21 protein-coding genes and 1 tRNA gene are annotated in these 26,187 nt (G+C 71.7%); 9 read left to right on the top strand and 13 right to left on the bottom strand.

Going from position 1 to position 26,187, the window contains the following annotated elements; all coding sequences use genetic code 11:
• Positions 1-36 precede the first annotated feature (36 nt).
• On the top strand, positions 37-930 hold the full coding sequence (locus COO58_RS25985) for a tetratricopeptide repeat protein (protein ID WP_098747641.1): 894 nt from the start codon (positions 37-39) through the stop codon (positions 928-930).
• A 214-nt stretch (positions 931-1,144) separates the two neighbouring features.
• On the opposite strand, the gene COO58_RS25980 is transcribed toward COO58_RS25985, so the two are convergent.
• Positions 1,145-1,525: a hypothetical protein gene (locus tag COO58_RS25980; protein WP_098747640.1), complete on the bottom strand. Its 381-nt coding sequence runs from the start codon at positions 1,523-1,525 to the stop codon at positions 1,145-1,147.
• Positions 1,526-1,565: 40 nt separating this feature from the next.
• Here COO58_RS25980 and COO58_RS31295 point away from each other — a divergent pair, with 40 nt between their 5' ends.
• The 3 genes from COO58_RS31295 to COO58_RS25960 all read left to right on the top strand — a co-directional run bounded on the left by COO58_RS31295 (position 1,566) and on the right by COO58_RS25960 (position 5,143).
• The gene (locus COO58_RS31295) at positions 1,566-2,072 is read left to right on the top strand and encodes a tyrosine-type recombinase/integrase (protein WP_369700225.1); all 507 of its coding nucleotides are present in this window, start codon (positions 1,566-1,568) and stop codon (positions 2,070-2,072) included.
• A 488-nt stretch (positions 2,073-2,560) separates the two neighbouring features.
• On the top strand, positions 2,561-3,697 hold the full coding sequence (locus COO58_RS25970; RefSeq protein ID WP_141561955.1) for a hypothetical protein: 1,137 nt from the start codon (positions 2,561-2,563) through the stop codon (positions 3,695-3,697).
• Between the two features lie 783 nt (positions 3,698-4,480).
• Positions 4,481-5,143, top strand: coding sequence for a hypothetical protein (locus tag COO58_RS25960; RefSeq protein WP_098747635.1), 663 nt, complete (start codon positions 4,481-4,483; stop codon positions 5,141-5,143).
• 303 nt (positions 5,144-5,446) lie between these two features.
• On the opposite strand, the gene COO58_RS25955 is transcribed toward COO58_RS25960, so the two are convergent.
• Positions 5,447-5,523, bottom strand: a tRNA-Thr gene (locus tag COO58_RS25955).
• A 364-nt stretch (positions 5,524-5,887) separates the two neighbouring features.
• Between COO58_RS25955 and COO58_RS25950 the strand changes: the two genes are divergently transcribed.
• On the top strand, positions 5,888-6,979 hold the full coding sequence (locus COO58_RS25950) for an ABC transporter ATP-binding protein (protein WP_098747634.1): 1,092 nt from the start codon (positions 5,888-5,890) through the stop codon (positions 6,977-6,979).
• 60 nt (positions 6,980-7,039) lie between these two features.
• On the opposite strand, the gene rlmB is transcribed toward COO58_RS25950, so the two are convergent.
• Positions 7,040-8,155, bottom strand: a complete 1,116-nt coding sequence (gene rlmB, locus COO58_RS25945) for a 23S rRNA (guanosine(2251)-2'-O)-methyltransferase RlmB (protein WP_091568801.1) — start codon at positions 8,153-8,155, stop codon at positions 7,040-7,042.
• The gene (gene cysS / locus COO58_RS25940; RefSeq protein WP_091568798.1) at positions 8,155-9,570 is read right to left on the bottom strand and encodes a cysteine--tRNA ligase; all 1,416 of its coding nucleotides are present in this window, start codon (positions 9,568-9,570) and stop codon (positions 8,155-8,157) included. Before cysS ends, rlmB begins: the two co-directional genes overlap by 1 nt.
• 62 nt (positions 9,571-9,632) lie before the next feature.
• Between cysS and COO58_RS25935 the strand changes: the two genes are divergently transcribed.
• Together COO58_RS25935 and COO58_RS25930 are read left to right on the top strand one after the other, a co-directional pair.
• The gene (locus tag COO58_RS25935) at positions 9,633-10,280 is read left to right on the top strand and encodes an IclR family transcriptional regulator (protein ID WP_091568796.1); all 648 of its coding nucleotides are present in this window, start codon (positions 9,633-9,635) and stop codon (positions 10,278-10,280) included.
• A gap of 268 nt (positions 10,281-10,548) precedes the next feature.
• A complete protein-coding gene (locus tag COO58_RS25930; RefSeq protein ID WP_172967903.1) occupies positions 10,549-11,604 on the top strand; it encodes a hypothetical protein in 1,056 nt (351 codons plus the stop codon).
• Between the two features lie 68 nt (positions 11,605-11,672).
• On the opposite strand, the gene COO58_RS25925 is transcribed toward COO58_RS25930, so the two are convergent.
• The 3 genes from COO58_RS25925 to COO58_RS25915 all read right to left on the bottom strand — a co-directional run bounded on the left by COO58_RS25925 (position 11,673) and on the right by COO58_RS25915 (position 15,107).
• Complete coding sequence (locus tag COO58_RS25925) at positions 11,673-13,361, bottom strand: S8 family serine peptidase (RefSeq protein WP_176558978.1); 1,689 nt, start codon at positions 13,359-13,361, stop codon at positions 11,673-11,675.
• Positions 13,362-13,449: 88 nt separating this feature from the next.
• Positions 13,450-14,148 (bottom strand): HAD family hydrolase, encoded by a 699-nt coding sequence (locus COO58_RS25920; protein ID WP_091568784.1) that lies wholly within the window; start codon positions 14,146-14,148, stop codon positions 13,450-13,452.
• Positions 14,145-15,107, bottom strand: coding sequence for an EamA family transporter (locus tag COO58_RS25915; RefSeq protein ID WP_091568782.1), 963 nt, complete (start codon positions 15,105-15,107; stop codon positions 14,145-14,147). The genes COO58_RS25920 and COO58_RS25915 overlap by 4 nt, the downstream gene beginning before the upstream one ends.
• Before the next feature lie 72 nt (positions 15,108-15,179).
• Between COO58_RS25915 and COO58_RS25910 the strand changes: the two genes are divergently transcribed.
• Positions 15,180-15,725, top strand: a complete 546-nt coding sequence (locus tag COO58_RS25910) for a CGNR zinc finger domain-containing protein (protein WP_091568780.1) — start codon at positions 15,180-15,182, stop codon at positions 15,723-15,725.
• Here COO58_RS25910 and COO58_RS25905 read toward each other — a convergent pair.
• From COO58_RS25905 to COO58_RS25880, 6 genes are all read right to left on the bottom strand, one after another.
• Positions 15,692-16,285 carry a GNAT family N-acetyltransferase gene (locus tag COO58_RS25905; protein ID WP_091568777.1) on the bottom strand — a complete coding sequence of 198 codons (594 nt, stop codon included), beginning with the start codon at positions 16,283-16,285 and terminating at the stop codon, positions 15,692-15,694. The two genes, COO58_RS25910 and COO58_RS25905, sit on opposite strands and share 34 nt — an antisense overlap.
• 63 nt (positions 16,286-16,348) lie before the next feature.
• Positions 16,349-17,758, bottom strand: coding sequence for a class II fumarate hydratase (locus tag COO58_RS25900; protein ID WP_176558977.1), 1,410 nt, complete (start codon positions 17,756-17,758; stop codon positions 16,349-16,351).
• Between the two features lie 43 nt (positions 17,759-17,801).
• Entirely contained in the window at positions 17,802-20,783 is a 2,982-nt protein-coding gene (locus tag COO58_RS25895; protein ID WP_098747632.1) for an AfsR/SARP family transcriptional regulator, read from the bottom strand.
• 265 nt (positions 20,784-21,048) lie between these two features.
• A complete protein-coding gene (locus COO58_RS25890) occupies positions 21,049-22,716 on the bottom strand; it encodes a fumarate hydratase (protein WP_091568770.1) in 1,668 nt (555 codons plus the stop codon).
• A gap of 76 nt (positions 22,717-22,792) precedes the next feature.
• Positions 22,793-24,190 (bottom strand): PQQ-binding-like beta-propeller repeat protein, encoded by a 1,398-nt coding sequence (locus COO58_RS25885; protein ID WP_369700224.1) that lies wholly within the window; start codon positions 24,188-24,190, stop codon positions 22,793-22,795.
• Positions 24,191-24,329: 139 nt separating this feature from the next.
• On the bottom strand, positions 24,330-24,836 hold the full coding sequence (locus tag COO58_RS25880; protein WP_098747630.1) for an Lrp/AsnC family transcriptional regulator: 507 nt from the start codon (positions 24,834-24,836) through the stop codon (positions 24,330-24,332).
• A 140-nt stretch (positions 24,837-24,976) separates the two neighbouring features.
• Here COO58_RS25880 and hppD point away from each other — a divergent pair, with 140 nt between their 5' ends.
• A complete protein-coding gene (gene hppD, locus COO58_RS25875) occupies positions 24,977-26,182 on the top strand; it encodes a 4-hydroxyphenylpyruvate dioxygenase (RefSeq protein WP_098747629.1) in 1,206 nt (401 codons plus the stop codon).
• The last annotated feature ends 5 nt before the right edge of the window (positions 26,183-26,187 follow it).

The raw sequence follows: 26,187 nt of genomic DNA, 5'->3' as shown, positions 1-26,187 counted from the left end.
CGGTGCCCGCCGATCATCCCGCCGAGGAGCAGCCACGTGGACTCGCCGTCCGCCCCGGTCGAGGACGCCGTCGCGCGCGCCCGTGCCTTGGTCCTCGCCAGGGAGTTCAAGCCCGCGGTCACGCTGCTGCGCGCGCACCTGCGGACCCACCCCGACGACAGCCTCGCGTGGCGTCGACTGGCCGGTGCGCTCATCGGGCTGGGTGACCAGCACGCCGCGATCGACGCGGCCGGTCGCGCGATCGACATCGACCCCGGCGACACGGTGGCCTGGCGGTACCGAGGGCTGGCCCGGCAACTGCTCGGCCGGCACCGGGAGTCCTACGCCGACGCGCGACGTGCGGTCGAACTCGCCCCGGACGATCCCGAGGGGCTGAACCTGCTCGCCGTCAACGTGCTCACCGTCGACCGCGACGTGGCCCGGTTCCGCGACCTCTACCGGCGGGCGCTCACCGTCGACCCGAGCAACGCGCCGGCGCGGCACAGCGCCGGAGTGGACCGGCGGATCCGCCGCCGGGGCCCGGCGACCCTGGTGCTCCTCGCGGTGTACCCGCCCTGGTGCGTGCTGTTCCTGCGCTGGCTCGCCGTCGACGACGGCTCCACCGACGCCGGCTGGACGATGTGGCCCACCGTCGCCGGGGTGGCCGTCCTGATCGTCGCCGCCGCGGCCGGTCGGACGGTGGGCGTCGTGCCACTGGCACTGACCTGGCGCGGGATCGTCGGGGCCGCGGGTGTCGCCGGGGCCGGCGCCGCCGGGGCGGTCTGGGGCGGTACCCGCACGGCGACCATGGCCGCCGCGTTCGGCCTCACGGCTGTGGCGGTGTCGCTGCTCTTCGCGCTCACGTTCCGGATCCGGCACCGGCGTGCGCGACGCCTGCCGGAGGAGGACGCCACCGGCGGCCCGGCGCGCGTGACGGCCCGGGTCGCCTGATGGAACTGGAGCCACCGGCCGGGATCGAACCGGCGACATCTCGCTTACAACCCTGTGCGCCGCACCGCAACGGCTGCATACTCGGACCTTCGTCTGTGTCAGCGTCTGTCAGAGTGCTGCCGTCCGACGGCGTTGCTGTCGACAGTCGTCGGAGTGGAGCACGCCGAAGGCCTCGCCTACCGCCTCGAGATGCTGGCGTCAGCCGATGGGATCTTTACGTGGTCGCCCGGGAGGCCGGTCGGGCGGAAGGGCTGGCGGGCTTACTCCGCGCGGAGACCGGCGACGGCGTGCCGCTCATGCAGCTGCTCATGAACAGCCTCTCGCCCTCTTTCAGGAAGGCGACTTCTTCGTCGTGGTTCCCGACGTCAGGCGCGTCGTTCCCGTTGGGTCCGTTGTAGAGTCTGTAGGCGGATTCGCACTTGTCCGGGTCGCCGGAGTCTCCCTGACTCTTGTACGCAGCATGTGCCTCGGCTCCGCGCTGAGCCATCTTGTGCAGATACTCCATCTGCTCGTCATGCGACGCACTGCTGGTGCAGGCGGTGAGAAGTGTCGTAAGGGACAAGGACAGGATGGCTGCTGCGTTGCGCTCCCCCATGGGCGCGGAGTGTATCAACCACCCTTGATGTCCCAGCAGGATATGCGCCCGCCAGGATTCGAATCTGCGGCCTTGGAATCAGAAGAAGGTCGTTGAGGGCTGGTCGGATGGTTGCGCACCCCGTCAGCCCGTCCGTCGTTTTCGGCTGGCGTCGGCGTCGGCCGCACCAGACCCGCCACCCGCCGCGATCCTCGCTCAGCTCCCACCGCTGGAGCACCAGGAGCGCCAGCAGTCGGAGCGGGATGCCCTCCCGAGGTCTGGGCGGATCACGGGCTCGTCTCCCCTCCGAGCGTGGTACGCCGATGGAGCCGACCAACTCAGCCGCTCCTTCGCCCGCCTCCGGGAAGCCGCCGGCCTGCCCGGAGGCGGGCTGCACGACCTGCGGCACAGGGTCGTCTCACTGCTGATGGAGTTGGGCGTCCCGCCGCACGTCGTCCAGGCCATCGCCCGGCACGCCGACGTCAAGGTCACACTGAAGGTCTACGCTCACGCCAACCTCGACGCGATGCGCCAGGCGCTCGGCAAGCTCGACGGGCGGCTGTCGTGACCGTCGTTGCTGTCATCCGGCCAGATCGCAGCGGCTGCCGCTGCGACATGCCTGATGGAATTGGAGCCCCCGGCCGGGATCGAACCGGCGACATATCGCTTACAAGCTCTGTGCCGCTCGTCCGCACACGTCCAGGACCGGCTGGATGTTCGAAGCTTCGTCCGTGCCAGTGCTCGTCGGACTGTTGTCGTGTGGCGCCGTTGCTGTCGAGCCGCCAAGCGACGCGGCGAACTTCCTTTGCCTGGTCTACGCAGCCGGGGGTTTAGCGCTGTCTCCGTCTCGCCTGTTGTCAGTCTTTGGCGGGCCTGGCACGTTCGGGGGTTTGCCGTTCCCGTCTCGATTGCCTCGGCCAGTGGCTGTTGATCATCGGCGGGGTAGGTTCGCAGCTTCGTCCGGGACGAGGCAGGTACGGCCTGGACAGCGGATCGTGCCAGGATAGGTCACCCAGCCTCGGGTTGGGATTCCTATGGTCGCCAAGGGAGCCGTCCGTGCCTGAGCTTGAGCCCCCTTTCGCGCGCCGGCCTTGGCCAGGGTGGCTTCCGGCCATTGCGGTGATCGTCAGCTTGGCGGTGGTCCTGGTTGTCGGGGTCTTCGTTGTCGATGATGGGGACGAGCCCGGCGACGTTCCGACTGCCAGCGTGATTGGCGAGGTTCGCTGGCAGCAAGCAGTGATCGACCTACCGACGCACTCCGACATGCCCTGCCCCACGGGCAGGCAGCACATGCAGCCGGTGGGAAGCGATGAGGCCCTGGCAAACTTCGCATGGGCTCCAGCCGAAGATCGCGGCCAAAGACTGATCCTGAATTCCCGTGACATCGCCTATGGCGACCTGACCGGCGACGGTAAGCCGGAGGCCGTCCTCAACATCTTGTGTAGTGACCTACCCGCAACGGCTCTGCGGAACGGCCTTCGGGGCGGGCAACTTCTCGTGGTCACCATGCGAGCCGACCATTCGTTAGCCGGTCTACGCTATGCCGGGCAGCCTTACGCCGAGTACCCGTCTTTCAAGGTGGAGAACCAGAAACTCATGGCGCAGGTCCAGTACGGATGGATCGGCTCTGGCGCCAGGGCCAATGCGGTGTACGCACCGGCCCACTCCCGCACCTACCAATGGAACGGCACCGAATTCACACAGGTGGCTGGCCGAACGTCCCCCCTGCTTTTGATGTCATTGGAGCAATCGGTTGGATCACCCGTGGAGCTGGCAACGATCCTGCGGGACGGTGCGCCCGTCTGCCCGGGTCGAACCGCACGATTCGACGTACATGGGCTGCAAATTGACGGCGCGATGTACAGGGTGACCAGCCAAATCAGGCCTACCGACTTCGACCACGACGGCAACCAAGAGCTTCTAGCTCAGGTGCAATGCACAGATACAACGGGATCTTTCGACTCTCTCTACTTGTTCGGCCAGGGCGCAGACAAGTTCGTTGTACTTGACGTGCCTATCGCGAACGCCGGGCAATACGTAATCCCAGGCGGCTGGAAGGTAGAGGGGGACACCCTTACGGTCGAGGTGATGCATCGCTCTACAGGCGAAACCCACACCCACACCTTGCCCTGGAACGGCACGCGATTCGATGACGCACTCGGCACCTACCGCAAGGAGCAAGGTCAAAGATGACGGCCGCTGCTTGACAGACCCTAGTTGCCGACACCACATCTACAACGGTCTGCTTTCATGCTGCACCACCTGCCAATAAGACGTTCAGCTCAGAACGTGCTTCTTGCTCAAGAAGATGGAGCACGTCAGCCTGGGCGCGTGTCCTTCGCTGCGCTGGCGCTCCAACTCCGGCCACGCAACACGCCCGGCGGCTGGCGCGAACAGCGGGAAGCCCGGTGGGCCGCCGCATGACGGCAGGTCGTTGACCGGTGAGGTGATGGGCCGGCAGCCGGTCGGGCCGCCCGGCCAAGAGCACGCGGCGTAGGAAAGCGCACGCTGGCCGCGCCGGCGAGCTAGCCGGCTGGTCGAACACATGTTTGACCAGGCTGCTGCGGGTGGAGGTACGAGGTCGGTCGTGGAACGGTGCGTGGGGCCGCATGGCCCGGCGCGACATCTGGCTGCTCTCGGACAGCCGGCTCTGGCGCGTCCGTGGCCGCCTCGGTGGTGACGGCGGGCAGGAGGTGTCTTACGACTTCACCGACGAAGCCTCCGCCCGCCAGATAGTTCGAGCGAATGATGAAGACCTCGGCCGGCACCTGGCGGGATCTCACCGAGGCGGTTCGGCAGGAGTCCAACCGCCGGCGGTCCCGGTAGCCAGCGGGCACTTCGGGATGGCATGCCGACGTCTTCGACATCGGCGCCGAACTGCGCGAGGACGCGTGATGGAGCTTGATCCGGCACCTGCCGAACGGGCATGAGGCGGACGGGGTGGCGGGGGACGTTCCGCCCCGGGATGATCCACCGATGCGCCGTCCCCTCCTGCTGACCAACCTCGCCGCGATCGCGCTAGTCGCACTCATGGTCACCGCCACCGTGCTCCACACTCGCCGCGAAAAGGAATGGGCCCACGGCGGCGATGCGGTCACGGTCAACGTGGACTACCGGTCTGCCGGAAAGAACGACGTAACGGAAGCCGCCCGCGCGCTTGGCTGGCCAGTCGAAGGAGAGAGGGGGGTGCTCGGGGACCAAGCTCTCGTCGTTCGCGTCGCGTGGACCGGCGCATCACGCGACGGCAGGTTCGAACTGATCGCCCTCGACCGCCGGTCGGCCCCGCCCCGTGTGCTGAACCCGACCTATGGCCGGGACGCCAGTGGCGACATCGGCAGCGAGTGGGGCAGCAATCTGAACATCCTGGCCGAGCGGTACGCCTGGCTCGCCGGCGTCACACCCCCGGTCGACAACGCCTACGGCGAGCCCTCGATCTGGGAGGGCCCCATGGCAGTCGGCACCCCCGCTGCCGCCACCGGCACCGTCATGGCCGTGTTCGACCTAGGCCGGAAGCAGCAGCCGTCATGGGATCCCGCCCGGGATCTGATGCTCGCGCTCGTGTACTGGAACGACGGCGTGCGCTGGGCCAAGCAGGTGCCCTTGGTATCGGCCGGGACAGAGCCATTGATGCCAGAATGATGGCCGCGGGAACTGGCCCGGACACAACCGCGGAGTGGTGGACGACCTCCGACGTAGCTGCGTACCTCGGCGTCAAGGTGGCGACCGTGACGAACTACCGGCAGCGGGGCCAGATGCCGGAGCCTGACGCGACGGGTCGGGCGTACCCACGATGTGGCGCCCGAGCCGGGTCGTGTCCTGGCACGAGAGCCCGTCAGGCGCTCGACAAGCTCGACGGGTGACTGTCGTGAACCCCGTTGCTGTCAGCGTGGCTGTCAACCGGGGAGATCACGACGGCCACCGGCCGGCATCGCCTTGTGGAATTGGAGCCCCCGGCCGGGATCGAACCGGCGACATCTCGCTTACAAGGCGAGTGCTCTGGCCAGCTGAGCTACAGGGGCGCGTGTGACGGGCTCAGCATAGCGAGTGGCCTCCGGAAATCCCGCCTGGCAGGGCTCCCGAGCACGGAAAACGTCAATTTCCCGACCGGCGGCGCCGACGGATCGTCGGTCTGACGCGCTCCGGACGGGGAGATTGATGCCTCGCCGTGCCCGGGTGACCGAAATGTGTATGCCGTCCGTCCCACCCGCTGTTCCTCGTCTTGGCACGGCCGCGAAAGCCGTTTACGGTGCAGTGACACGGACGACACTCCGGTCGGCCTCGGCTGCCCGGGCGACGACCCCGTTGGCCGGTGCCTTGGGCGCCGGTCGCTCCTTCACTCGGATCGTCCGGCACGTTCCTGCCGGTGAAAGGAAGCGCTCCATCATGGCTACGGTCACCTACGCGAAGGCGTCCCGGATCTATCCGGGCACCGAGCGCCCCGCCGTCAACCAGCTCGACCTCCAGATCGGTGACGGGGAGTTCCTCGTCCTGGTCGGCCCGTCCGGCTGCGGCAAGTCCACCAGCCTGCGGATGCTCGCCGGCCTGGAGGACGTCGACGACGGCGCGATCTACATCGACGACCGGGACGTCACCCACCTCCCGCCGAAGGCCCGCGACATCGCCATGGTCTTCCAGAACTACGCCCTCTACCCGCACATGACGGTGTACGAGAACATGGCGTTCGCCCTCAAGCTGCGCAAGACCTCGAAGTCGGAGATCGACCGCCGGGTCAAGGAGGCGGCCGGGCTGCTCCAGCTGGAGGAGTTCCTCAGCCGCAAGCCGAAGGCGCTCTCCGGCGGTCAGCGCCAGCGTGTCGCCATGGGCCGCGCGATCGTCCGCGAGCCGCAGGTCTTCCTCATGGACGAGCCGCTGTCGAACCTCGACGCCAAGCTGCGCGTCCAGACCCGTACGCAGATCGCCTCGCTCCAGGCGAAGCTCGGCGTCACCACGGTCTACGTCACCCACGACCAGGTCGAGGCCATGACCATGGGTCACCGGGTGGCGGTCATGCTGGACGGCGTGCTCCAGCAGGTGGACACCCCGCGGGCGCTCTACGACACCCCGTCCAACGTCTTCGTCGCCGGCTTCATGGGCTCCCCCGCCATGAACATCAAGACGGTGAAGCTGACCGACCAGGGCGGCGCGTTCGCCGAGATGATCGTCCCGCTGACCCGTGAGCAGGTCGAGGCGGCCCGTTCCGAGGGTGGCGACGGCAAGGTGACCGTCGGCTTCCGTCCGGAGGACTGCGACCTGGTCAGCCCGTCCGAGGGCGGCATGCCGGTCGTGGTCGAGCTGGTCGAGGACCTGGGCTCCGACGCCAACGTCTACGGCCACGCCGCGCTGGAGGGCCACAACGAGCGGTTCGTGGTCCGCACCGACCGGCGCAGCATGCCGAACATGGGCGACACCGTGTTCGTCAAGCCGCGCACCGGCCGTAGCCACGTCTTCCACGCCGCCACCGGCCAGCGGATCTGACGTCAGCGACAGAGAAGGGGCGGTCCGCCGTGGCGGGCCGCCCCTTCGTCGTACGTGCGGTCAGGCCTCGACGGACCGACGGCGGGCGACCTCGGCGAGCGTGACCGCGGCGGCGACGCTGGCGTTGAGCGATTCCACGTCCGAGACCATCGGGATGCTGACGGTGAGGTCGCAGGTCTCGCCGACCAGGCGGGACAGCCCGCGTCCCTCCGAGCCGACCACCACGACCAGCGGGCCGACCGCGGCCTCCAGGTCGTACAGGTCGGTCTGCCCGTCGGCGTCCAGGCCGACCACGACGAAGCCGGCGTCCTTGCACGCCTTGAGCGACCGGGTCAGGTTGGTGACCTGGGCGACCGGCACGCGCGCGGCCGCGCCGGCGCTGGTCCGCCAGGCGGTCGCGGTGATCCCGGCGGCACGCCGCTCGGGTACGAACACACCCTGCGCGCCGAACGCGGCGGCCGACCGGATGACGGCGCCGAGGTTACGCGGGTCGGTGACCCCGTCCAGCGCGACGAGCAGCGGGGCTGCCTGCTCCAGCGCGGCGGCGACCAGGTCGTCGAAGGGCTCGTAGGCGAACGGCGGCACCTGGAGGCCGACGCCCTGGTGCAGCACGCCGCCGGTCATCCGGTCCAGCTCGGCGCGGCTGACCTCCAGGATCGCGATGCCCCGGTCGGCGGCGGTGCGGACGATCTCCTTGACCCGGTCGTCCACGTCGATGCCCTGCGCGGTGTAGAGCGCGGTCGCCGGCACCTGGGTGCGCAGCGACTCCAGCACCGGGTTCCGCCCGACCAGCAGCTCGGGGCTGTCCTTCGCCGGGTTGGCCTTGCGCCCCGGCGCCACCCGGGGGCCGCCGCGGCCGCCGGGCTTGCCCTTGCCGCCCTTCAGCGGCACGCCGGCCCGGGTGCCCTTGCCCCAGGTGGTGTCCTTGGTGCCCGGGTTGCCGATCTTCGGCGCGCGCCCCTCCTCGGCGGCGGCGCGGCGCTCCTTGTCCTGCTTCCAGGCGGTGCGCTGGGGCAGCTTCTCGGTGCCCGAGTACGCCTTGTGCCACGGCCGCTCGTCCGCCGGCAGGGTGCGGCCCCGCCCGGCGAGGGAGTCCTTGTTCTTGCCACCGGTGCCCTTGGGGGCGCCCGACTTCGACGTCAGTCGCCGGCCACGGCGCTGCGAGTTGCCGGCCATCAGTCCTGCTCTCCAATAGTCCAACGCGGGCCCTGGGGGGTGTCCTCGACGACCACGCCGGCCTGCTTGAGCTGGTCGCGGACCGCGTCGGCGGCGGTCCAGTCCTTGCGGCTGCGGGCCTGGGCGCGCTGCTCCAGGGCGAGCGCGATCAGCGAGTCCACCACACCACGCAGGTCGTCCGTGCGCCCACCGCCGGTCCATGCCGGGTCCAGGGGGTCGACGCCGAGGATATCCAGCATCGCCCGCACGGCGGCGAGCGTCGTGCGGACGGTCACATCGTCGCCGGCGGTCAACGCCGTGTTGCCGTCCCGGACCACCTCGTGCAGCACCGCCAGCGCCGCCGAGGTGTTCAGGTCGTCGTCCATCGCCGCCGCGAAACCGGCCGGCAGGTCGCCGGGCCGGGCGGCGCCGACCCGCTCGACCGCCCGCTGCACGAAGCCCTCGACCCTCCGGTACGCGACCGCGGCCTCGCGCAGCGCGTCCTCGGAGTAGTCGATGTGGGACCGGTAGTGCGCGGCGACGTAGTAGTAGCGCAGCTCCACCGGGCGGACCCCGAGCGAGGCCACGTAGTCGAGGTCGAGCGTGTTGCCCAACGACTTGCCCATCTTGGTGCCGCCGATGCCGAGCAGGCCGTGGTGCACCCAGTAGCGGGCGAACGGCAGGTCGGCGGCCTGGGACTGGGCGATCTCGTTCTCGTGGTGCGGGAACGTCAGGTCGAGCCCGCCGCCGTGGATGTCGAACTCGGCGCCCAGGTAGCGCCAGCACATGGCCGAGCACTCGATGTGCCAGCCGGGCCGGCCGCGACCCCACGGCGAGGACCAGTAGGCGTCGGCCGGCTCGTCCGGCTTGGCGCCCTTCCAGAGCGCGAAGTCACGCGGATCCCGTTTGCCCCGGTCGGGGGCGTCCCCGGCGGACTGCATGTCGGCCGGCGACTGGCCGGACAGTGACCCGTAGGCCGGCCAGGAGGCCACGTCGAAGTAGACGTCGCCGGAGCCGTCAGTGGCCGGGTAGGCGTGCCCGGTCTCGATCAACCGGGCGATCAGCTCCTGCATCTCCGGCACGTGACCGGTGGCCCGCGGCTCGTAGGTCGGCGGGAGCACGTTCAGCGCCCGGTAGGAGGCGGTGAGGAGCTGCTCGTTCGCGTAGGCGATCGACCAGAACGGTCGCCCCTGCTCCATCGCCTTGGCCAGGACCTTGTCGTCGATGTCGGTGAGGTTGCGGATGAACGTGACCTCGAAGCCCTTGCTCAGCAGCCAGCGGCGCAGCACGTCGTAGTTGACGCCGGAGCGAAGGTGACCGATGTGCGGCGGGGCCTGGAGCGTGAGACCACACAGGTAGACCCCCACCTTGCCGGCTTCCCGCGGGACGAAGTCCCGCACCGATCGGGTGGCGGTGTCATACAGGCGTAGCGTCACCTCACAAGCGTAGCCGTCCGCACATTTCCAGGTTGGGCGGAGCCGGGCCGTACGCTGCGTGCGTGGACACGGCGGCACGCCCGGGTGAGACGGCGCAGACCCTGGACCGCGGGCTGCGCCTGCTGCACCTCGTGGCGGACGCCCCGGGCGGGCTGACCGTCACCGAGGCGGCGCAGCGGCTCGGCATCGGGCGCGCGGCGGTCTACCGGTTGGTCGGCGCGCTGACCGGGCACGGCATGCTCCGGCGCGACGGCGAGGGCCGGCTCCGGATCGGCATGGGTGTGCTGCACCTGGCCCGCCGGGCCCAGCCCCTGCTCGCCGAGGGGGCGCTGCCCGCGCTGCGCCGGCTCGCCGAGCGGACCGGGGCGACCGCCCACCTGACCGTCGTCGAGGGTGGCGAGGGGGTGGCGCTGGCCGTGGTCGAGCCGAGCTGGACCGCCTTCCACGTGGCCTATCGCACCGGCTCCCGGCATCCGCTGGAGCGGGGCGCGGCCGGGCGGGCGGTGCTGGCCGGGCGGGCCGGCGAGTTCGGGCCGGTCAGCACCAGCGGCGAGTTGCAGTCCGGCGCGTACGGGGTGGCGGCGCCGGTGCTCGGGGTGCCCGGGCTGGAGGGGAGCGTGGGGGTGGTCTCGCTGACCCCGCTCGACGTGACCGAGGTCGGCGCCCAGGTCACCGCCGCCGCCGAGGCGGTCGCCGCCGCTCTCTCCTGATCCGCCTCACCCGCCGACACGAGGCCTGGCCGGGCGGCCCACGCCAGTCCGCCGACGTGGCGGCATCACCACAGCCCGGACGCCACCACCTCGCCGAACCGCAGACGATCAACGACAGAACCGCAGTCGATCACCCTGCGGCCCGAGCGCGAGGCGTTACCACACCGGCGGCTGGGTAAGGCGGTTGTCCACAGGTCGCGGTGGATGGCTCGGCCGCGGCTGTCCACAGGGGTGTCGAGTGCCGCCCCGACCACGCCAGGCTGGTCGCATGCCACCTCATCCTCATCGACCAGCGGAGTTGGCCTGGCAGGTCTTCCGGGGCTCGGCCGCGATCCGGCGCGGCCTGCTGTCCCGACACCACCTCCGGGGGGCGTCCTGGATCCGGCTCCGGCAGGACGTCTACGCCGACGCGCGGCTCGACCGTGATCACGCGCTGACCTGCCGCGCGGCTCTGCTGCGCATGCCACCCGGCACTCTGGTCGCCGGCCCCTCTGCGGCCTACCTGCACGGTGTCGAGCACGCTGCCGGCTTCACGGACGACGTGCACGTCCTGCTGCCGGCCACGGTCAGGGCCGACTCGCAACCGGGTGTGCGGGTGCACCATGCCCCGATGTCGACCACCCGCTGCGGCCTCCTGGTCCCGGCCGGCACAGCCACAACCCCCGGCACCACCAGGGCCGCCGTCACCGGCGCGGCCGCGGGCACCACGCCGACCAGGCGCACCGGTCCGCCCGCTCGCACGACCTCGTCGCCTGCGGCGGACCGATCATCGGGCCTGCCCCTGGTCATGACCGAGCCACCGCCCCGCACCGATCCGGTGACCTGTGCCTGGGAGACCGCGGTCTGGGCCGAGCCGGTGAAGGCGGTCGGCATCATCGACGGCCTGCTGCGCACCGGCTCGGTGGGCCGCGCGGAGTTGGCCAGCGAGGCGGCCCGGAACGTCGGTCGCCCCGGAGGCCGACGGGCGGCGTGGGTGTTCGGCCTGACCGACGGGCTGGCTCAGTCTCCGCCCGAGTCCCACCTGCGGGTGCGGCTGATGTTCGCCGGCCTGCCTCGTCCGGTGGCCCAGCATCCGGTGCGCGTGTCGACCGGCCTGATCCTGCATCCCGATCTCGCGTGGCCGGAGTTCCGGGTCGCGGTCGAGTACGACGGCCAGTGGCACTCCGACGCCGACCGGATGCACCTGGACCGGCGGCGCCTCAACCAGCTCGTCGAGGCCGGCTGGCTGGTGCTGCACGTGACCGGCCGTCGCCTGCGCAAGGAGTTCCCCGCGCTGGTCCGGGAGATCCGCACTGCCCTGGTGGCCCGGGGCTGGCGGCCGTGACGAGCGCGAGAAAGCCGACGTGGCGGCGCCCGGGAGTACCGGACACCGCCACGACGGTCGAACGGGTGTTACGGGCGAGCGTTGGGCTTCAGCGGGGTCTTCACCGCGGCGTAGGCGTCGACGATGCCGTAGCCGTAGAAGCCGTTGAAGTTCAGCGAGCCCGCGCAGTACGCGTTGAACTCGGCGTCCCGACCCTCGTTGGTGTAGGTCTGCAGCCGCGGCTCCGGGCAGGCGTGCTCGGCCGCCGTCCGGTAGAGGTGCTGCTCGACCAGGTCCGGCGACATGCCGAAGCCGTTGCGGCCCTGCTGCTTGCCGTAGCGGCTGACGATCAGCGCCGCCACGCCCGCGGCGTGCGGGGACGCCATCGAGGTGCCCTGGAGGTAGGTGTAGTAGCCACACTCACCCTTGGCGGTGCACTGCTTGAACACCGAGTTCTCGAAGCCGGCGACGATGTTGCCGGCCTCGTCGACCGAGCCCTCCTCCTGCAGCACCTTCTTCGGGTACGTGGAGAGGATCATGTTGGCGTCGGCGCGGTAGGTGTCGGTGCCGAAGCCGTCCCGGAACCAACCGCCCGGGGCCGCCACCGAGATCTGCTCGGTGCCGTAGTTCGAGAAGTCGGCCTTCTTGCCGGACGGGCCGACGGCCGACACGCCGATCACGTGCGGGCCCTCGGTGGGCAGGTCCCAGCAGCTCGCGTTGTCGATCGGCCGCGGGTACGGGTCGGAGCCGTAGTCCGGGCTGCTCACGTCGGTGCGCGGGTTGCCGAGGTCCTCGTGGTTGTTGCCCAGCGCGCCGACCAGCGTGACGCCCTTGCGGTGCGCGAAGGTGAGCGCCCGCTTCATGGCCTCGATGATGGTCCGCTGCTCGGCCTGCGCCTCCGGCGAGTCGGCCGGGTTGGCGGTGCAGTTGTAGAGCCACGGGTCGACGTAGAAGGACATGTTGACCACGTCCAGGCCGGAACGGCCCGCGTAGACCAGGGCGTTGACCACCGGGTTGAGGAAGAAGTAGCCGCTGTCCTGGCCACCCTTCAGCTCGACCAGGGAGACCTTCGGCGCCACGCCGGAGAGGCCGAAGCCGTTGGCGGCGGCGCCGATGGTGCCGGCCACGTGCGTGCCGTGCCCGCCGTCGTCGGTGCCGACCGGGTCGAGGCAGCTCGCCACCTCGCACGGGCCGTCGACGTCGACGAGGTCCGGCGCGAAGTTGCGCGACAGCGCCCAGTTGAAGTTGGGGGCCAGGTCCGGCTGGCTGGCGTCGACGCCGGTGTCCAGCACGCCGACGGTCACCCGACGGTCACCCGGCTCGATGGTGCGGGCCTTGTCGGCCCGGATCATGTCCAGACCCCAGAGCTTGTCGTCCAGGGGGTCCATCTTCTTGGCGTTGCCCTTGGCGGCCTTGCCCTTGCTCGCGACGGCGGCCAGCAGGTGCTCCTGCTCGACCCGGTCCAGCTTCGGCTTGCTGCCGATCGCCTTCTCCTCGGCCGCACCGAGCAGCGCGCCGGCGGCGTTGGCCCGGCTGGCGAAGTCCGCCCGGTCGCTGGTCACCTGGAAGAGGCCGACGTCGTCGGTACGGGAGACGACCTTGCCACCGGCCGCGGTGATCGCGGCGATGGCGGCGTCGTTGGAGACGCCGCTCTCGGCCAGCACGGTGAAGGTACGGGTGCTGGACGGCGCGGCGGCCGCCGGAACGCCCAGGCCGGTCACCGTGAGTGCCAGCGAGGCCGCAGCCGCGACCGCGCCGGCGGTGAAGCGCTTGCTCACCACATCAGATCCTCTCGTTGAGGGACGTGGTGTCATCCCACATCACGGGAGCGAGTTCCGCCAGATCCACGTCCGGTATAGACCCCAATCAGGCATTCGCACTTGTCAACGCCGCGATGACCTCGGGCAATTCGGCCAGCGTGGACACCTCCGCGTCGGGGTCGAGCCCGTGCGGGCGGGGCAGTCCGCCCCGGTTGAGCCAGACCGCGCGCAGCCCGGCCCGTTGGGCGGCGACCACGTCGTGCTCCGGCGAGTCGCCGACGTGGACGATGCGCGCGGCCGGCAGCCCGGCGGCCGCGACCACGGCCGCGAAGAACGCCGGCGCCGGCTTCTTCGGCAGGCCGCCCTCGTGCGCGTACAGCTCGAAGGCGAACTGGCCGGGCAGGCCGCAGCGTTCGGCGCGGCTGTTGCCGTTGGTGGCGAAGCCCAGCAGGTGGTGCGGGCGCAGCGCGGCCAGCGCCGGCAGCGCGTCGGGGAACGGCCTGCTCAGCGCGTACCGGCGGGCGAAGAACAGCGTCGCGAACTCGTCCAGGTGCGCGTCCAGCCCGGCCCGGGCCAGCGACCGGGCCAGCGCGGCCCGTCGGATCTCCTGCACCGGTGCGGCGCTGAGCGCGCCGAAGACCGCACCCCAGTCCCCCTCCAGGTCCGCGAGGGACACGTCGGCCGCCGCCGGGGTCCGCCGCCGCATCTCCTCGAGTACGGCGACCAGCCCGCCGGTGACCGCCGGGCGCAGGTCGATCAGGGTTTCGTCGGCGTCGAAGACGACCGCGGCGCGGGGCGTGCTCATCGCTCGCCGGCCAGTGCCGGCGCGGGCGGAGCGGGTGCCGCCGGCCCGGGTCCGGCCCGCAACTCGTCCATCCGGACCAGCGCGACGCCGCCGACGATGAAGACGCCGCCGACCAGTTGGATCCCGCTGGGCAACTCGTTCAGCACCAGCCAGGCGATCAGCACCGCGAACATCACCTCGGTCAGCCCGATGAAGGAGGAGAGCCGCGCACCGAGCAGCCGGGCCCCGGCGACGCCGGCCAGGTAGGCGACGACGGCGGCGATCAGCGACAGCCCGACGATCGGCACCAGCCAGCTCATCCGGTGCCCGGCGAAGCTGACGTCCCCGGTGCCGGCGGCCAGCGGCAACGCCCCGACCGCGCCGAGCAGCAGCAGCACCAGCGCCCCGACGGCCATGCCGCCGCTGGCCATCACCACCGACGGCAGTTCGGCGTCGACGCGGCCGGCGATGACGTAGTAACCGGCCAGCCCGACGCCGGCGCCCAGGCCCCAGAGCACGCCCACCGGGTCGATGCCGCCGGCGCCGGTGAGGTCGAGGACGAGCGCCAACCCGCACAGGGCGGCCAGCGAGCCGGCCACGGTCAGCAGCCGTGGACGTTGCCCGTGAACCAGCCACATCCATCCGACCACCATCACGATGCCGAGGTACTCCAGCATGAGCGCCACCCCGACCGGCAGGTACTGGACGGCGTTGTAGAAGCAGGCCTGGGCCAGCGCCACGCCGAGCAGACCGAACAGCACCACCGCGACCCCGTTGCGGCGCAGCACCGGCCATCGGCCGCGCAGCGCGAGCAGCGCGGGCACGCCCAGCACCAGCGCGGCGACACCGACCCGGGCGATCACCACCGCGGCGGCCGACCACTCACCGGCGAGCAGGGGGCGGGCGAACGTGCCCGAGGTGGCGAACGCGAGCGCGGAGAGCAGGGCCAGACCGAGCCCGGCGCGGGGCCGTTCACGCATGGGCAACTCCTGGTCATGAGTAAAAAAGCGTTATGCTGATGACGCTAGGCGGAACTCCCGACAGGAGTCAAGGTGCTCTTTGCTCATGACACGGAGTGCGCGCTGGTTGCCGCCGCCGCACTGGTGAACACGGCGGGTCCGGGCCGGGACGAGCTGTCCGACGTGGGGGCCCTCGACGACTTCGTCAGCGTCCACGGCTTCAGCGGCCGGCACGAGCACACCGACGTCGAGCTGCGCCAGGTCCGCGCCCTGCGGCCCCGGTTGCACCGCGTCTGGCACGCCGACGCGGACGAGGTGGTGGAGATCGTCAACGGCCTGCTCCGCGAGTCGCACGCGCTGCCGCAGCTCATCCGGCACGACGACGAGCCCTACCATCTGCACGCCGTGCCGCGGGACGCGCCGCTGGCGACCCGGATGGCCGTCGAGGCCGCGATGGCCCTGGCCGACCTGATCCGCATGGGTGAACTGCGCCGGCTGCGGCACTGCGACCACCCGGACTGCGCCAACGTGCTGGTCGACCTGTCGAAGAACCGGTCCCGCCGGTTCTGCGACGCCGGCTGCGGCAACCGGGCCGCGGTGAGCGCCTACCGCGCCCGCAGGGCGGCGTCCCACTCCTGACGCGCCGCGGGCCACTCCTCGCGGCGCAGCTCGTACTCCACCTCACCGTGCTCCGTACCCGGGATCGGGTCGTCGAACGTCAGGTGGAACGTGCGCACGTAGCGCAACCCCGCGCGGGCCATCACCGCGCGCGAGCGGTCGTTGACCGCCATGGTCTCGGCCCACACCCGCCGCACGCCGACCGTCTCGAACGCGTGCCGCACCAGCGCCCGCGCCCCCTCGGTGGCCAGGCCGTGCCCCCACGCGGCGCGGCGCAGCCGGTAGCCCAGCTCCCCCTCGGCACCGTCGTCGGACGGGTCGAGCGCGAGCCAGCCCAGGAACTCGCCGGTGAACCGGTCGAGCGCCGCCCAGCGGCCGAGCCCGGGGTGACGGCCGTACTGCCCCAGCAGCCGGGGCACCACCTCGTGCCGGATCGTCCCGGCGGGCGTCGGCTCACCGTTGGTGAGGAACCGCATGACCTCCCGGTCGGCGTCCAGCTCGACCAGCCGGTCCACGTCGTCCATGGTGAACCGGCGCAGCGTCAGCCGCGCGGTCTCCAGCAACACCCCGTCGTCAGGCACGGTCGGATCATCCCGCGCACCTGGTGACGGGGCGAGGCAATTACCGGCGTCGCGGCGTCCCGCTCAGGGGTGGGTCATCCGGAGCAGGTCCAGCGCCTCGTCGAGCTGGGTCTCGGTGAGCGTGCCCGAGTCGACGTGCCCCCGGGAGATCACCACCTCCCGGATGGAGACCTGCTTGGCCAGCGCCTCCTTGGCGATCGAGGCGGCCTCGTCGTAGCCCAGGTGGCGGTTGAGCGGGGTGACGATCGACGGCGACCCCTCCGCGTACGCCAGGCAGACCTCGGCGTCCGCGACCAGGCCGGCCACCAGGCGCTCGGCGAACAGCCGGCTCGACGCGGCGATCAGCTTGATCGACTCCAGCAGGTTGCGGCCCATGACCGGGAGCATCACGTTCAACTCGAAGTCGCCCTGCGAGCCCGCGAACGCCACCGCCGCGTCGTTGCCGATCACCTGGGCGCAGACCTGACGCATCGCCTCGGCCACCACCGGGTTCACCTTGCCCGGCATGATGGACGAGCCGGGCTGGAGGTCGGGAATGCGCAGCTCGCGCAGGCCGGCGCGCGGCCCGGAGCCCATCCAGCGTACGTCGTTGGCGATCTTGTAGAGGCCGACCGCGATGGTGCGGAGCTGGCCGGACGTCTCCACGAGCGCGTCCCGGGCGCCCTGCGCCTCGAAGTGGTTGCGCGCCTCGCTGAGCGGCAGGCCGGTGGAGTCCCGCAGCCGGCCGATCACCTTGCCGGCGAAGCCGAGCGGGGTGTTGATGCCGGTGCCCACCGCGGTGCCGCCCAGCGGCAGCTCGGCCAGCCGGGGCAGCACCGACTCCAGTCGCTCCACGCCGTAGCGGACCTGGGCGGCGTAGCCGCCGAACTCCTGCCCGAGCGTGACCGGCGTGGCGTCCATCAGGTGGGTGCGGCCCGCCTTGACCACCGTCTCGAACTCGGCCGCCTTCTCCTCCAGCGCGCCCGCGAGCTGCTTCAGCGAGGGGATCAGGTCCTCCACCACGAACTGCGTGGCGGCCAGGTGGATCGAGGTCGGGAAGACGTCGTTGCTGGACTGCGAGGCGTTCACGTGGTCGTTCGGGTGGACGTCGCGGCCCAGCTCCCGGCCGGCCAGCGTGGCGATGACCTCGTTGGTGTTCATGTTGGACGAGGTGCCGGAGCCGGTCTGGAAGACGTCCACCGGGAACTGGTCGTCGTAGCCGCCGTCGGCGACGTGCGCGGCGGCGGTGGCGATCGCCTCCGCCACGTCCGCGTCGATCACCCCCAGCTCACCGTTGACCTGGGCCGCCGCACCCTTGATCTGCGCCAGCGCCTTGATCTGGGCCGGTTCGAGCCCGCGTCCGGAGATCGGGAAGTTCTGCACCGCGCGCTGGGTCTGCGCCCGCCACAGTGCCTCGGCGGGCACCTCCACCTCGCCCATCGAGTCGCGTTCGATCCGGTAACCGGTCGCCTCTGGAGTCGTCACGCATACCATCCTGCCGCGCCGGCCGCCGGCGTGCAGGGAAAGCGGGGGGCGCTCAACCCAGCTCGGCCAGCAACTCCTCGGTGGCCCACCGGTCCGGCGACTCGATCTGACGGAACAGCGCCACCGCCCGGTTGGCGTACCGCCGCGCCTGGTCGGAGTCGGTGTACCGCAGGCACCGGGCCATGCCGTCCAGCGCCCGGGCCTGCTCGTAGCGCGCGCCGAGCCGGGTGGCGTCGGTGAGCACCCGGCGGTGCAGGTCCAACGCGCTGCTGACGTCGCCCTGGTCTCCGATCGCCCGGGCGAGCAGGTTCCGGGAGGCGCACTGCCCGATCACGTCGCCGGCGTCGGTCATCGCGGCGAGCGCGGTCCGGTGCCGGGCGGCCGCCCGGTCCGGGAAGCCGGCCTCGCGTTCCAGCACGCCGATCTCGTTGAGCACCTCGCCCTCGCCGTAGCGGTTGGCGGCCCGGCGCTTGAGGCGCAACGCGACGTGGAGCAGCCGCCGGGCCGGGCCCAGGTGACCCAGCCGGTGCCGGGCCATCGCGACGTGCCCCACGGCCTGACTGAGCTGCCGGAAGTCACCGGTCTCCCGGGCCAGCACGAGATGCCGGCGGGACACCTCCAGCGCCTCGTCGTACCGCCCCCACAACAGCAACGACAGCGCCGTGTTGTTGAGCACGTTCGCCAGCGCCGCGGCCTCGTCCAGCTCCCGCGCGAGCTGCGTGGCGGCCGCGTACGTCTCGATCGCCCGCCGGTGGTCGCCGTTGTGGGAGTAGGCGGTGCCCAGGTTGTTCAGTGAGTTGCGGAGCGCGTGGCGCCGGCCGAGCCGCCGGTAGACCTCGACCGACGCCTCGGTGAGCCGTACGGCCTCGGCGAAGCGGGCCCGACGGAAGTGCGCCGAGGCGAGGTAGTTGAGCGTCATCGCCACGGCCTCGTCGTCCTGGAGGGCCCGGGCGGCGCGCAGGCCGATGGTGTGCGCCTCGACCAGCTCGTCGAGGTGGCCCCCGTCGAAGTGCGCCTTCCAGCAGGCGCGGGCGAGCTGCCAGCAGTACCGCGGAAGTCCTTCGACCTCCGCCAGCCGGATCAGGGCGAGCAGGGCGGCCCCGTTCTCGTCGAACCAGGGCCGGCCGAGGGGGGCGACGGCGGCCACGAGGTCCGGCCGGGCCGGCTCGGGCAGGTCGATCAGGTGACCGTTGCCGGGCAGCTCCATCACGCGCGCGATGGCGAGAGCGACCTGAACGTGGTATTCGAGGAGCCGTTCCAGCGCCGCCCGCCGCTCCGCCGCGGTCTCCCGGTCCGCGCCGAGCGTGCGCCCGTACTCCCGGATCAGGTCGTGCAGCCCGTAGCGGCCCGGTTCCACCTCCTCGACGAGGTGCGCGTCGACCAGGTCGTCGAGCGCGTCCTGCGCCTCCGGCAGCGACAGGTCGGCGAGCGCCGCCGCCACCCGGTTGTCCACCCGGGTGCCGGGGTGCAGCCCGATCAGGCGGAAGACGCGCTGCGCGGCCGGCGCCACCTGCTCGTACGACAGGGCGAAGGCCCGGGCCACCGAACGCTCCCCGGCGGTCAGCTCGGCCAGCGGATCCGCCGCGGTCGCCAGCCGCTCGGCCAGGTCGGCCACCCGCCACCGCGGCCGGTGCGCGAGCCGGGCGCCGGCCAGTCGCAGGGCGAGCGGAAGGTGGCCGCAGCGGCGGGCCACCTCCGCGGCGGCGTCGGGCTCCGCCCAGACCCGCTCCGCGCCGGCCACCCGGGCGAGCAGTTCGACCGCCTCGTCGGCGTCGAGCACCGGCAACGAGGACGGCCGACCGCCGTCCAGGCCGATCAGCCGCCGACGGCTGGTGATCAGCACCAGGCAGTCCGGGCCGTTGGGCAGCAAGGGTGCGACCTGGGCGGCGTCCGCCGCGTTGTCGAGCACCACGACGGCCCGCCGTCCGGCCAGCTCGGAGCGCCACATGGCCAGCCGGTCCGCCAGGTCCACCGGTACGCGTTCCGCCGGCACACCGAGCTGCCGGAGCAGGGTGGCCACCGCGGCGGCCGTGCTCAACGGGCTGCGTTCGCTGTGCCCGTGCAGGTCGACGAAGAGCTGCGCGTCCGGGAAGCGCTCGCCCAGCGCGGTCGCCACCTGGACGGCGAGCGTGGTCTTGCCGCTGCCCGCCATGCCGTCGACCAGGTGGACCCGGACCCCGTCCTGGTCGATCTCCTTGACCAGCCGGGCCACGGTCTGCTGCCGGCCGGTGAAGTCGCTGATGGCCCGGGGCAGCGCCCGCACCGGCGTGGCGGCGCGCGTCTCCGACCCGCCCAGCGCCAGGTCGCCGGCGAGCACCCGCTGGTGCAGTTCCTGCAACGCCGCACCGGGTTCGATGCCCAGCTCGTCGGCGTAGATCCGCCGGCCCTCCCGGTAGACGGCGAGCGCGTCCGCCTGGCGTCCGAGCGCGGACAGGGCCAGCATCAGCTGCCCGCGCAGCCGCTCGCGCAACGGGTGGCGTTCGACGTTCTCGGCCAGCTCGTCGACCAGGTCGGCCGCCCGCCGCAGCCGCAGCTCCACGTCGACGCACTCCTCCAGCACCGCGAGCCGCTGCTCGTCGAGCGTCTGGGCCCGCCGCCGGACGCTCCGGGCCGGGACGCCCGCCAGCGCCGGGCCCCGCCAGAGCGCCAGGGCCGCCCGGTAGCGCCGCCGCGCGTCCGCCATCCGGCCGCCGGCCGCCGCCGCGCGGGCCGTCTCCACCCCGCGGGCGAAGACTTCGGCGTCGAGGTCGTCCGGCTCGACCCGGATGCCGTAGCCGGCCGGGTCGGTGACGATGGTCTCGGCGGGCAGCCCGAGCAGGGCGAACCGCTGCCGCAGTCGGGACACGCAGATCTGGAGTTGAGCCCGCGCGGTGGCCGGCGGGCGCTCCTCCCAGACCGCGTCGACCAGTTCCTCGGTCGACACCACCCGCCCGGCGCGCAGCAGCAGCATGGCGAGCACGATCCGGTCCCGACCCGCGGTGACGGTGGCTTCACCACCGCCGACCCGCAGGGGTCCCAGGATCCCGAAGCGCATCTGTGCCACCACCCGCCCCCGTGAGTGCAACTTCCAGCAGCGTAGCCCGACGGTCACGGAACGCCCTGTCGAGGCGATAGCGATGTGATAGCGGATCGACAGCGACGACGACCAGACTCGACCCGGGTTGTCGGTGACGGCATCCGACGGGGGCGGTGCGCCCGTCCGGCCGTCCAGCCGGGCGGGCGCACCGATGTCGGTGCACAGCGGACACGCGGAGGGGCGCCCGGGAGGACTCCCGGGCGCCCCTCGCGCCGTCAGCGGGTCAGCGCCGGCCGACCGTGAGCACCGGCTTGGTGACCTCGGCGAAGAAGTCGTTGCCCTTGTCGTCGACGACGATGAAGGCGGGGAAGTCCTCCACCTCGATCTTCCAGACCGCCTCCATGCCCAGCTCGGGATATTCGAGCACCTCGACGTGCTTGATGCAGTCCTGGGCGAGGCGGGCCGCCGGTCCGCCGATCGAGCCGAGGTAGAAGCCGCCGTGGGCCGCGCAGGAGCGGGTGACCTGGCCGGACCGGTTGCCCTTGGCCAGCATCACCATCGAACCGCCGGCGGCCTGGAACTTCTCCACGTAGGCGTCCATCCGGCCGGCCGTGGTCGGGCCGAACGAGCCGGACGCGTAGCCCTCGGGCGTCTTGGCCGGGCCGGCGTAGTAGACCGCGTGGTCGCGCAGATATTGCGGCATCGGCTCACCGGCGTCCAACCGCTCGGCGATCTTGGCGTGGGCGATGTCCCGGGCGACCACCAGCGGGCCGGTCAGCGACAGGCGGGTCTTCACCGGGTATTTCGACAGCTCGGCGCGGATGGAGTCCATCGGCCGGTTCAGGTCGACGCGGACGACCTCCTCGGTCTCCAGCGTCTCGTCGGTGACGTCGGGGAGGAACCGCGCCGGGTCGGTCTCCAGCCGCTCCAGCCAGACGCCGGACGGGGTGATCTTGGCGACCGCCTGTCGGTCGGCCGAGCAGGAGACCGCGATCGCCACCGGGCAGGAGGCGCCGTGCCGGGGCAGCCGGACCACCCGCACGTCGTGGCAGAAGTAGCGCCCGCCGAACTGCGCGCCGATCCCGAAGTTGCGGGTCAGCTCCAGCACCTCGGCCTCCAACTCCAGGTCGCGGAAGCCGTGGGCGCTCATCGAGCCCTGCGTCGGCAGCGCGTCCAGGTATTTCGCGGAGGCGTACTTGGCGGTCTTCAAGGCGTACTCGGCGGAGGTGCCGCCGATGACGATCGCCAGGTGGTAGGGCGGGCAGGCGGCGGTGCCGATCAGCCGCAGCTTCTCCTCCAGGAACTGCATCATCCGCGTCGGGTTCAGCAGCGCCTTCGTCTCCTGGTAGAGGTAGGACTTGTTGGCCGAACCCCCGCCCTTGGCCATGAACAGGAACTTGTAGGCGTCCGGGTGGCCGTCCGGGTCCTCGGCGTAGAGCTCCACCTGGGCGGGCAGGTTGCTGCCGGTGTTCCGCTCGTCCCACATGGTCAGCGGCGCGAGCTGGGAGTAGCGCAGGTTGAGCCGGGTGTAGGCCTGGTAGACGCCGCGCGAGATCGCCTCCGCGTCGGCGCCGTCGGTGAGCACGTGCCGGCCACGCTTGCCCATCACGATCGCGGTGCCGGTGTCCTGGCACATCGGCAGCACGCCGCCGGCGGCGATGTTGGCGTTGCGCAGCAGGTCCAGCGCGACGAACCGGTCGTTCGGCGAGGCCGCCGGGTCGTCGATGATCGACCGGAGCTGGGCCAGGTGCGCCGGGCGCAGGAAGTGGGCGATGTCGTGCATCGCCTCGGCGGTCAGCGCGGTCAGCGCGGCCGGCTCCACGGTGAGGAACCGGCGGCCACCCGGGCCGTTGACGACGTCCACGCCCTCGTCGGTGACCAGGCGATACTCCGTCTGGTCGGGACCGGTCGGCAGCAGGGGTGCGTACGAGAAGGCGGCGGCACTGCTCATGACCGAAAAGCCTAGGGCAGAGCCGTCGATCGGTGACACCCGCAGGTCGGTCGTGGGACGGCGCTCTCACCCGGCGTCACTTGCCGTCGGCGCAGAGTTCCCGCTTCGGACCGCAGCTGCCCTGGTCAGTCGGCGGACGCCAGGTGTCACCCGGGTCGGGCGCGGGCACGGCGTCCTCGTTCGGCGGCGGCGCTCCGGCGGCCCCGGCACCCCAGCGCACGTACCCGATCTCCCGTCCCTCGCCGATGATCATGCCGTTCGGGCCGACCGCCAACGCGTTCGCCGACGTACGCAGCTCGACCAGCACCCGACCCCCACGCGGCTCGACCGCGACCAGCCGGGACGGCTTCTCCTCGCTGATCACTGCCGCATACGGGGTGAGCGCCGCGCCGCTCTTGCCGCCGGCCGGCCGGGTCCACCGGGTCCGGTCGGCGGACAGTTCCCGGCCGAGCAGCGAGTCCTTGTCGGCGCTGCGCACCACCGCGTACCGGTCGTCGACCGCGAGCAGCTTCTCGCCCTCCGCGCCGAGGAGGAGCAGCCGGCCGTCGTAGCCGTCGAGGACCGCCTCCCGCCCGTCCGGGGCGACGCCGATGAGCACGTTGCGGGCGCCCTGCGGATCCTCCCGCTGCACGCAGCCGGCGTAGTCGGCGGTGCGCAGGTTGATCCCGGCCCGCCGCCACACCTGCTGCCCGGTGGCCGGGTCGACGGCGGTGACGACGAAGTAGCAGCTCCCGTCCCGGGAGGTCGCCGCGATCCGGAGCAGCCGCCCGCCGACCACCGCCAGGCGCTCCTCCCGCCCGGGCTGGACGTTCTGCAGCACCCGGCCAGTGGCGGTGTCGACCACGTGCACCCGACCGTCGACCGGAAAGCCCAGCAGCGGCGGGACCGACTCCGGCCCGGCCACCCCGCCGTCGATCCGGGTCGCGCCCAGTCGCCGGGTGCCGAGCAGTTCGGGGTTGTCGGCGAGCACGCCGCTGTGCACGCCGGGCAGGAACGCGCTCCACAGCGGAGTCGTCCCGCGCGGCTCCCAGGCCCGCAGCGTGCAGTCGGTGGCCTGCACGCAGTACGCGTCCAGCAGCAGGTTCCGGTAGGTCCAGACGGCGATGGCCCGCTCGTCCCGGCGGCGGGTCACGCCGGTCACCGGGTCGAGCACCTCGTACCCCTTGTCCAGCAGCTTGCCCACCGCGACGACGGACTCCCGGCCGCTGCCCGCCACCGCCGACCAGTCGGCCTTGCGTTCCCAGAGCTGGCTGCCGTCGGCGAGCGTGCGCGCCTCGATCCGGGTGCGCTGCTCCACGATCACGGTGTCGCCGGCGATGGTGACGCTGCGCGGGGTGCCGCCGACGCGCTGCTGCCAGACCACGTCCGGCTCGGAGATCGGCTTGCTCCGGTCGACCCAGTCCCAGAGGCCGGGGAACGGGTTCCAGACCCCGGTGGCGGCGAGCACGACCACGGTGACGAGCCCGAGCAGCAACCAGCCGCGTACGCCTAGGCCCTTCACACCGCACACGGTAGCGACGATCACCGCTCCCCCGGGCCGCCCGCGGGGCGTGTCGCGCCGCTTCTTGCCCGGGTTCGGATGTTAAGAGGGGGCCCTTCCTCTACCGGATGCGTTAAGAGGGGGCCCTTCCTTCCCCCCGGGCGGCGGAGCGGACGAGGGGGAGCGTGCGGTAGGGGATCTGCTCGGCCAGCGCGATGATGGTGGAGGCGCGCCGGATCCCCTCCGAGGCGACGATCTGGTCGATGACCCGCTGGAGGTCGGTGTTCGACCGGGCCACGATCCGGCAGAGCAGGTCGCTGGAGCCGGTGATGGTGTGCGCCTCCAGCACCTCCGGGATGGCGGCCAGGTGCGCGGTGACCTGGTCGTGGCCGTGCCGCTGGCTGATCTCCAGGGTGACGAAGCTGGTCACCCCGAAGCCGATCGCGGCCGGGGAGATGTCCGGCCCGAACCCGCCCACCACCCCGCGACCGACGAGCTTGTCGAGCCGCGCCTGGACCGTGCCCCGGGCCACGCCGAGCCGCCGCGAGCACTCCAGCACCCCGATCCGGGGCTCCTCGGCGAGCAGTTCGATCAAGCGGGCGTCCAGCTCGTCGAGCTGTGCATCCTGACCAGTGTTCATGGCGACCAACCGTACCGAATGCGCAACCTGACCAGGAATATCGCCAACTATTGCCCACCTTACGGTCGGCCGTAGATCCTCGCCGGAAGAGCACATCCACGGCGGCCCACGAGGCCGGCCGGTACGCGAGGGAGGCCACCATGACCCAGGCGATCGACCGACCCCAGTCGACCGAGGACGTCGACGCCGACGTTCTCGTCGGCGCCGTCGACCACGACATCAGCCGGGACCCGTTCCCGGTGAAGGGCCTCGACCACCTGCACTTCCTGGTCGGCAACGCCAAGCAGGCGGCGCACTACTACTCCACCGCCTACGGCATGACCTGTGTCGCCTACCGCGGCCCGGAGCAGGGCTACCGGGACCACGCCCAGTACGTGCTGACCAGCGGCTCGGCCCGGTTCGTGTTGACCGGCGTGGTCCGCCCGGGCGCCGACGGCGAGGCGCACGTGGCGAAGCACAGCGACGGCATCTCCGACATCGCGCTGGAGGTGCCGGACGTGGACGCCGCGTACGCGCACGCCACCGCGCAGGGCGCGACCGGTCTGGTCGAGCCGCACGACGTCAGCGACGAGCACGGCACCGTCCGGATGGCGTCCATCGGCGCGTACGGGGACACCCGGCACACGCTGGTCGACCGGTCCCGCTACACCGGGGTGTTCCTGCCCGGCTTCGTCGCCCGCGGCCCGATCGTGGACCGGCAGCCGATGATCGACGCCGGCCTCCAGCCGAAGCGCTTCTTCCAGGCCGTCGACCACGTGGTCGGCAACGTGGAGCTGGGCCGGATGGACGAGTGGGTCGAGTTCTACAAGCGCGTCATGGGCTTCACCAACATGGCCGAGTTCGTCGGCGACGACATCGCCACCGACTACTCGGCGCTGATGAGCAAGGTGGTGGCGAGCGGCACCCGCAAGGTGAAGTTCCCGCTCAACGAGCCGGCCGTGGCCCGCAAGAAGTCGCAGATCGACGAGTACCTGGAGTTCTACCAGGGCCCGGGCGCCCAGCACGTCGCCGTGGCCACCAACGACATCCTGGCCAGCGTGGACGCCATGCGGGCGGCCGGCGTCGAGTTCCTGGACACCCCGGACTCCTACTACGAGGACCCGGAGCTGCGTGCCCGCATCGGCAACGTCCGGGTGCCGATCGAGGAACTTCAGTCCCGCAAGATCCTGGTGGACCGGGACGAGGACGGCTACCTGCTCCAGATCTTCACCAAGCCGGTGCAGGACCGCCCCACCGTCTTCTTCGAGCTGATCGAGCGGCACGGCTCCCTCGGCTTCGGCAAGGGCAACTTCAAGGCCCTGTTCGAGGCGATCGAGCGGGAGCAGGAGAAGCGCGGCAACCTGTAACACTG

The organism is Micromonospora sp. WMMA1996 (assembly GCF_002573675.1).
Lineage (GTDB): Bacteria > Actinomycetota > Actinomycetes > Mycobacteriales > Micromonosporaceae > Micromonospora > Micromonospora sediminicola.
The sequence above is the reverse complement of the archived record's forward strand: the minus strand, read 5'-3'. Positions and strand labels throughout refer to the sequence as shown.

What these genes read in the sequence shown, in the direction of transcription:
- COO58_RS25980 (WP_098747640.1), bottom strand. Translation starts at nt 1,525, where the DNA reads ATGGGGGAGCGCAACGCAGCAGCCATCCTGTCCTTGTCCCTTACGACA.
- COO58_RS25960 (WP_098747635.1), top strand. Translation starts at nt 4,481, where the DNA reads ATGCGCCGTCCCCTCCTGCTGACCAACCTCGCCGCGATCGCGCTAGTC.
- COO58_RS25950 (WP_098747634.1), top strand. Translation starts at nt 5,888, where the DNA reads ATGGCTACGGTCACCTACGCGAAGGCGTCCCGGATCTATCCGGGCACC.
- rlmB (WP_091568801.1), bottom strand. Translation starts at nt 8,155, where the DNA reads ATGGCCGGCAACTCGCAGCGCCGTGGCCGGCGACTGACGTCGAAGTCG.
- COO58_RS25930 (WP_172967903.1), top strand. Translation starts at nt 10,549, where the DNA reads ATGCCACCTCATCCTCATCGACCAGCGGAGTTGGCCTGGCAGGTCTTC.
- COO58_RS25920 (WP_091568784.1), bottom strand. Translation starts at nt 14,148, where the DNA reads ATGAGCACGCCCCGCGCCGCGGTCGTCTTCGACGCCGACGAAACCCTG.
- COO58_RS25915 (WP_091568782.1), bottom strand. Translation starts at nt 15,107, where the DNA reads ATGCGTGAACGGCCCCGCGCCGGGCTCGGTCTGGCCCTGCTCTCCGCG.
- COO58_RS25900 (WP_176558977.1), bottom strand. Translation starts at nt 17,758, where the DNA reads ATGGTATGCGTGACGACTCCAGAGGCGACCGGTTACCGGATCGAACGC.
- COO58_RS25895 (WP_098747632.1), bottom strand. Translation starts at nt 20,783, where the DNA reads ATGCGCTTCGGGATCCTGGGACCCCTGCGGGTCGGCGGTGGTGAAGCC.
- COO58_RS25890 (WP_091568770.1), bottom strand. Translation starts at nt 22,716, where the DNA reads ATGAGCAGTGCCGCCGCCTTCTCGTACGCACCCCTGCTGCCGACCGGT.
- COO58_RS25880 (WP_098747630.1), bottom strand. Translation starts at nt 24,836, where the DNA reads ATGAACACTGGTCAGGATGCACAGCTCGACGAGCTGGACGCCCGCTTG.
- hppD (WP_098747629.1), top strand. Translation starts at nt 24,977, where the DNA reads ATGACCCAGGCGATCGACCGACCCCAGTCGACCGAGGACGTCGACGCC.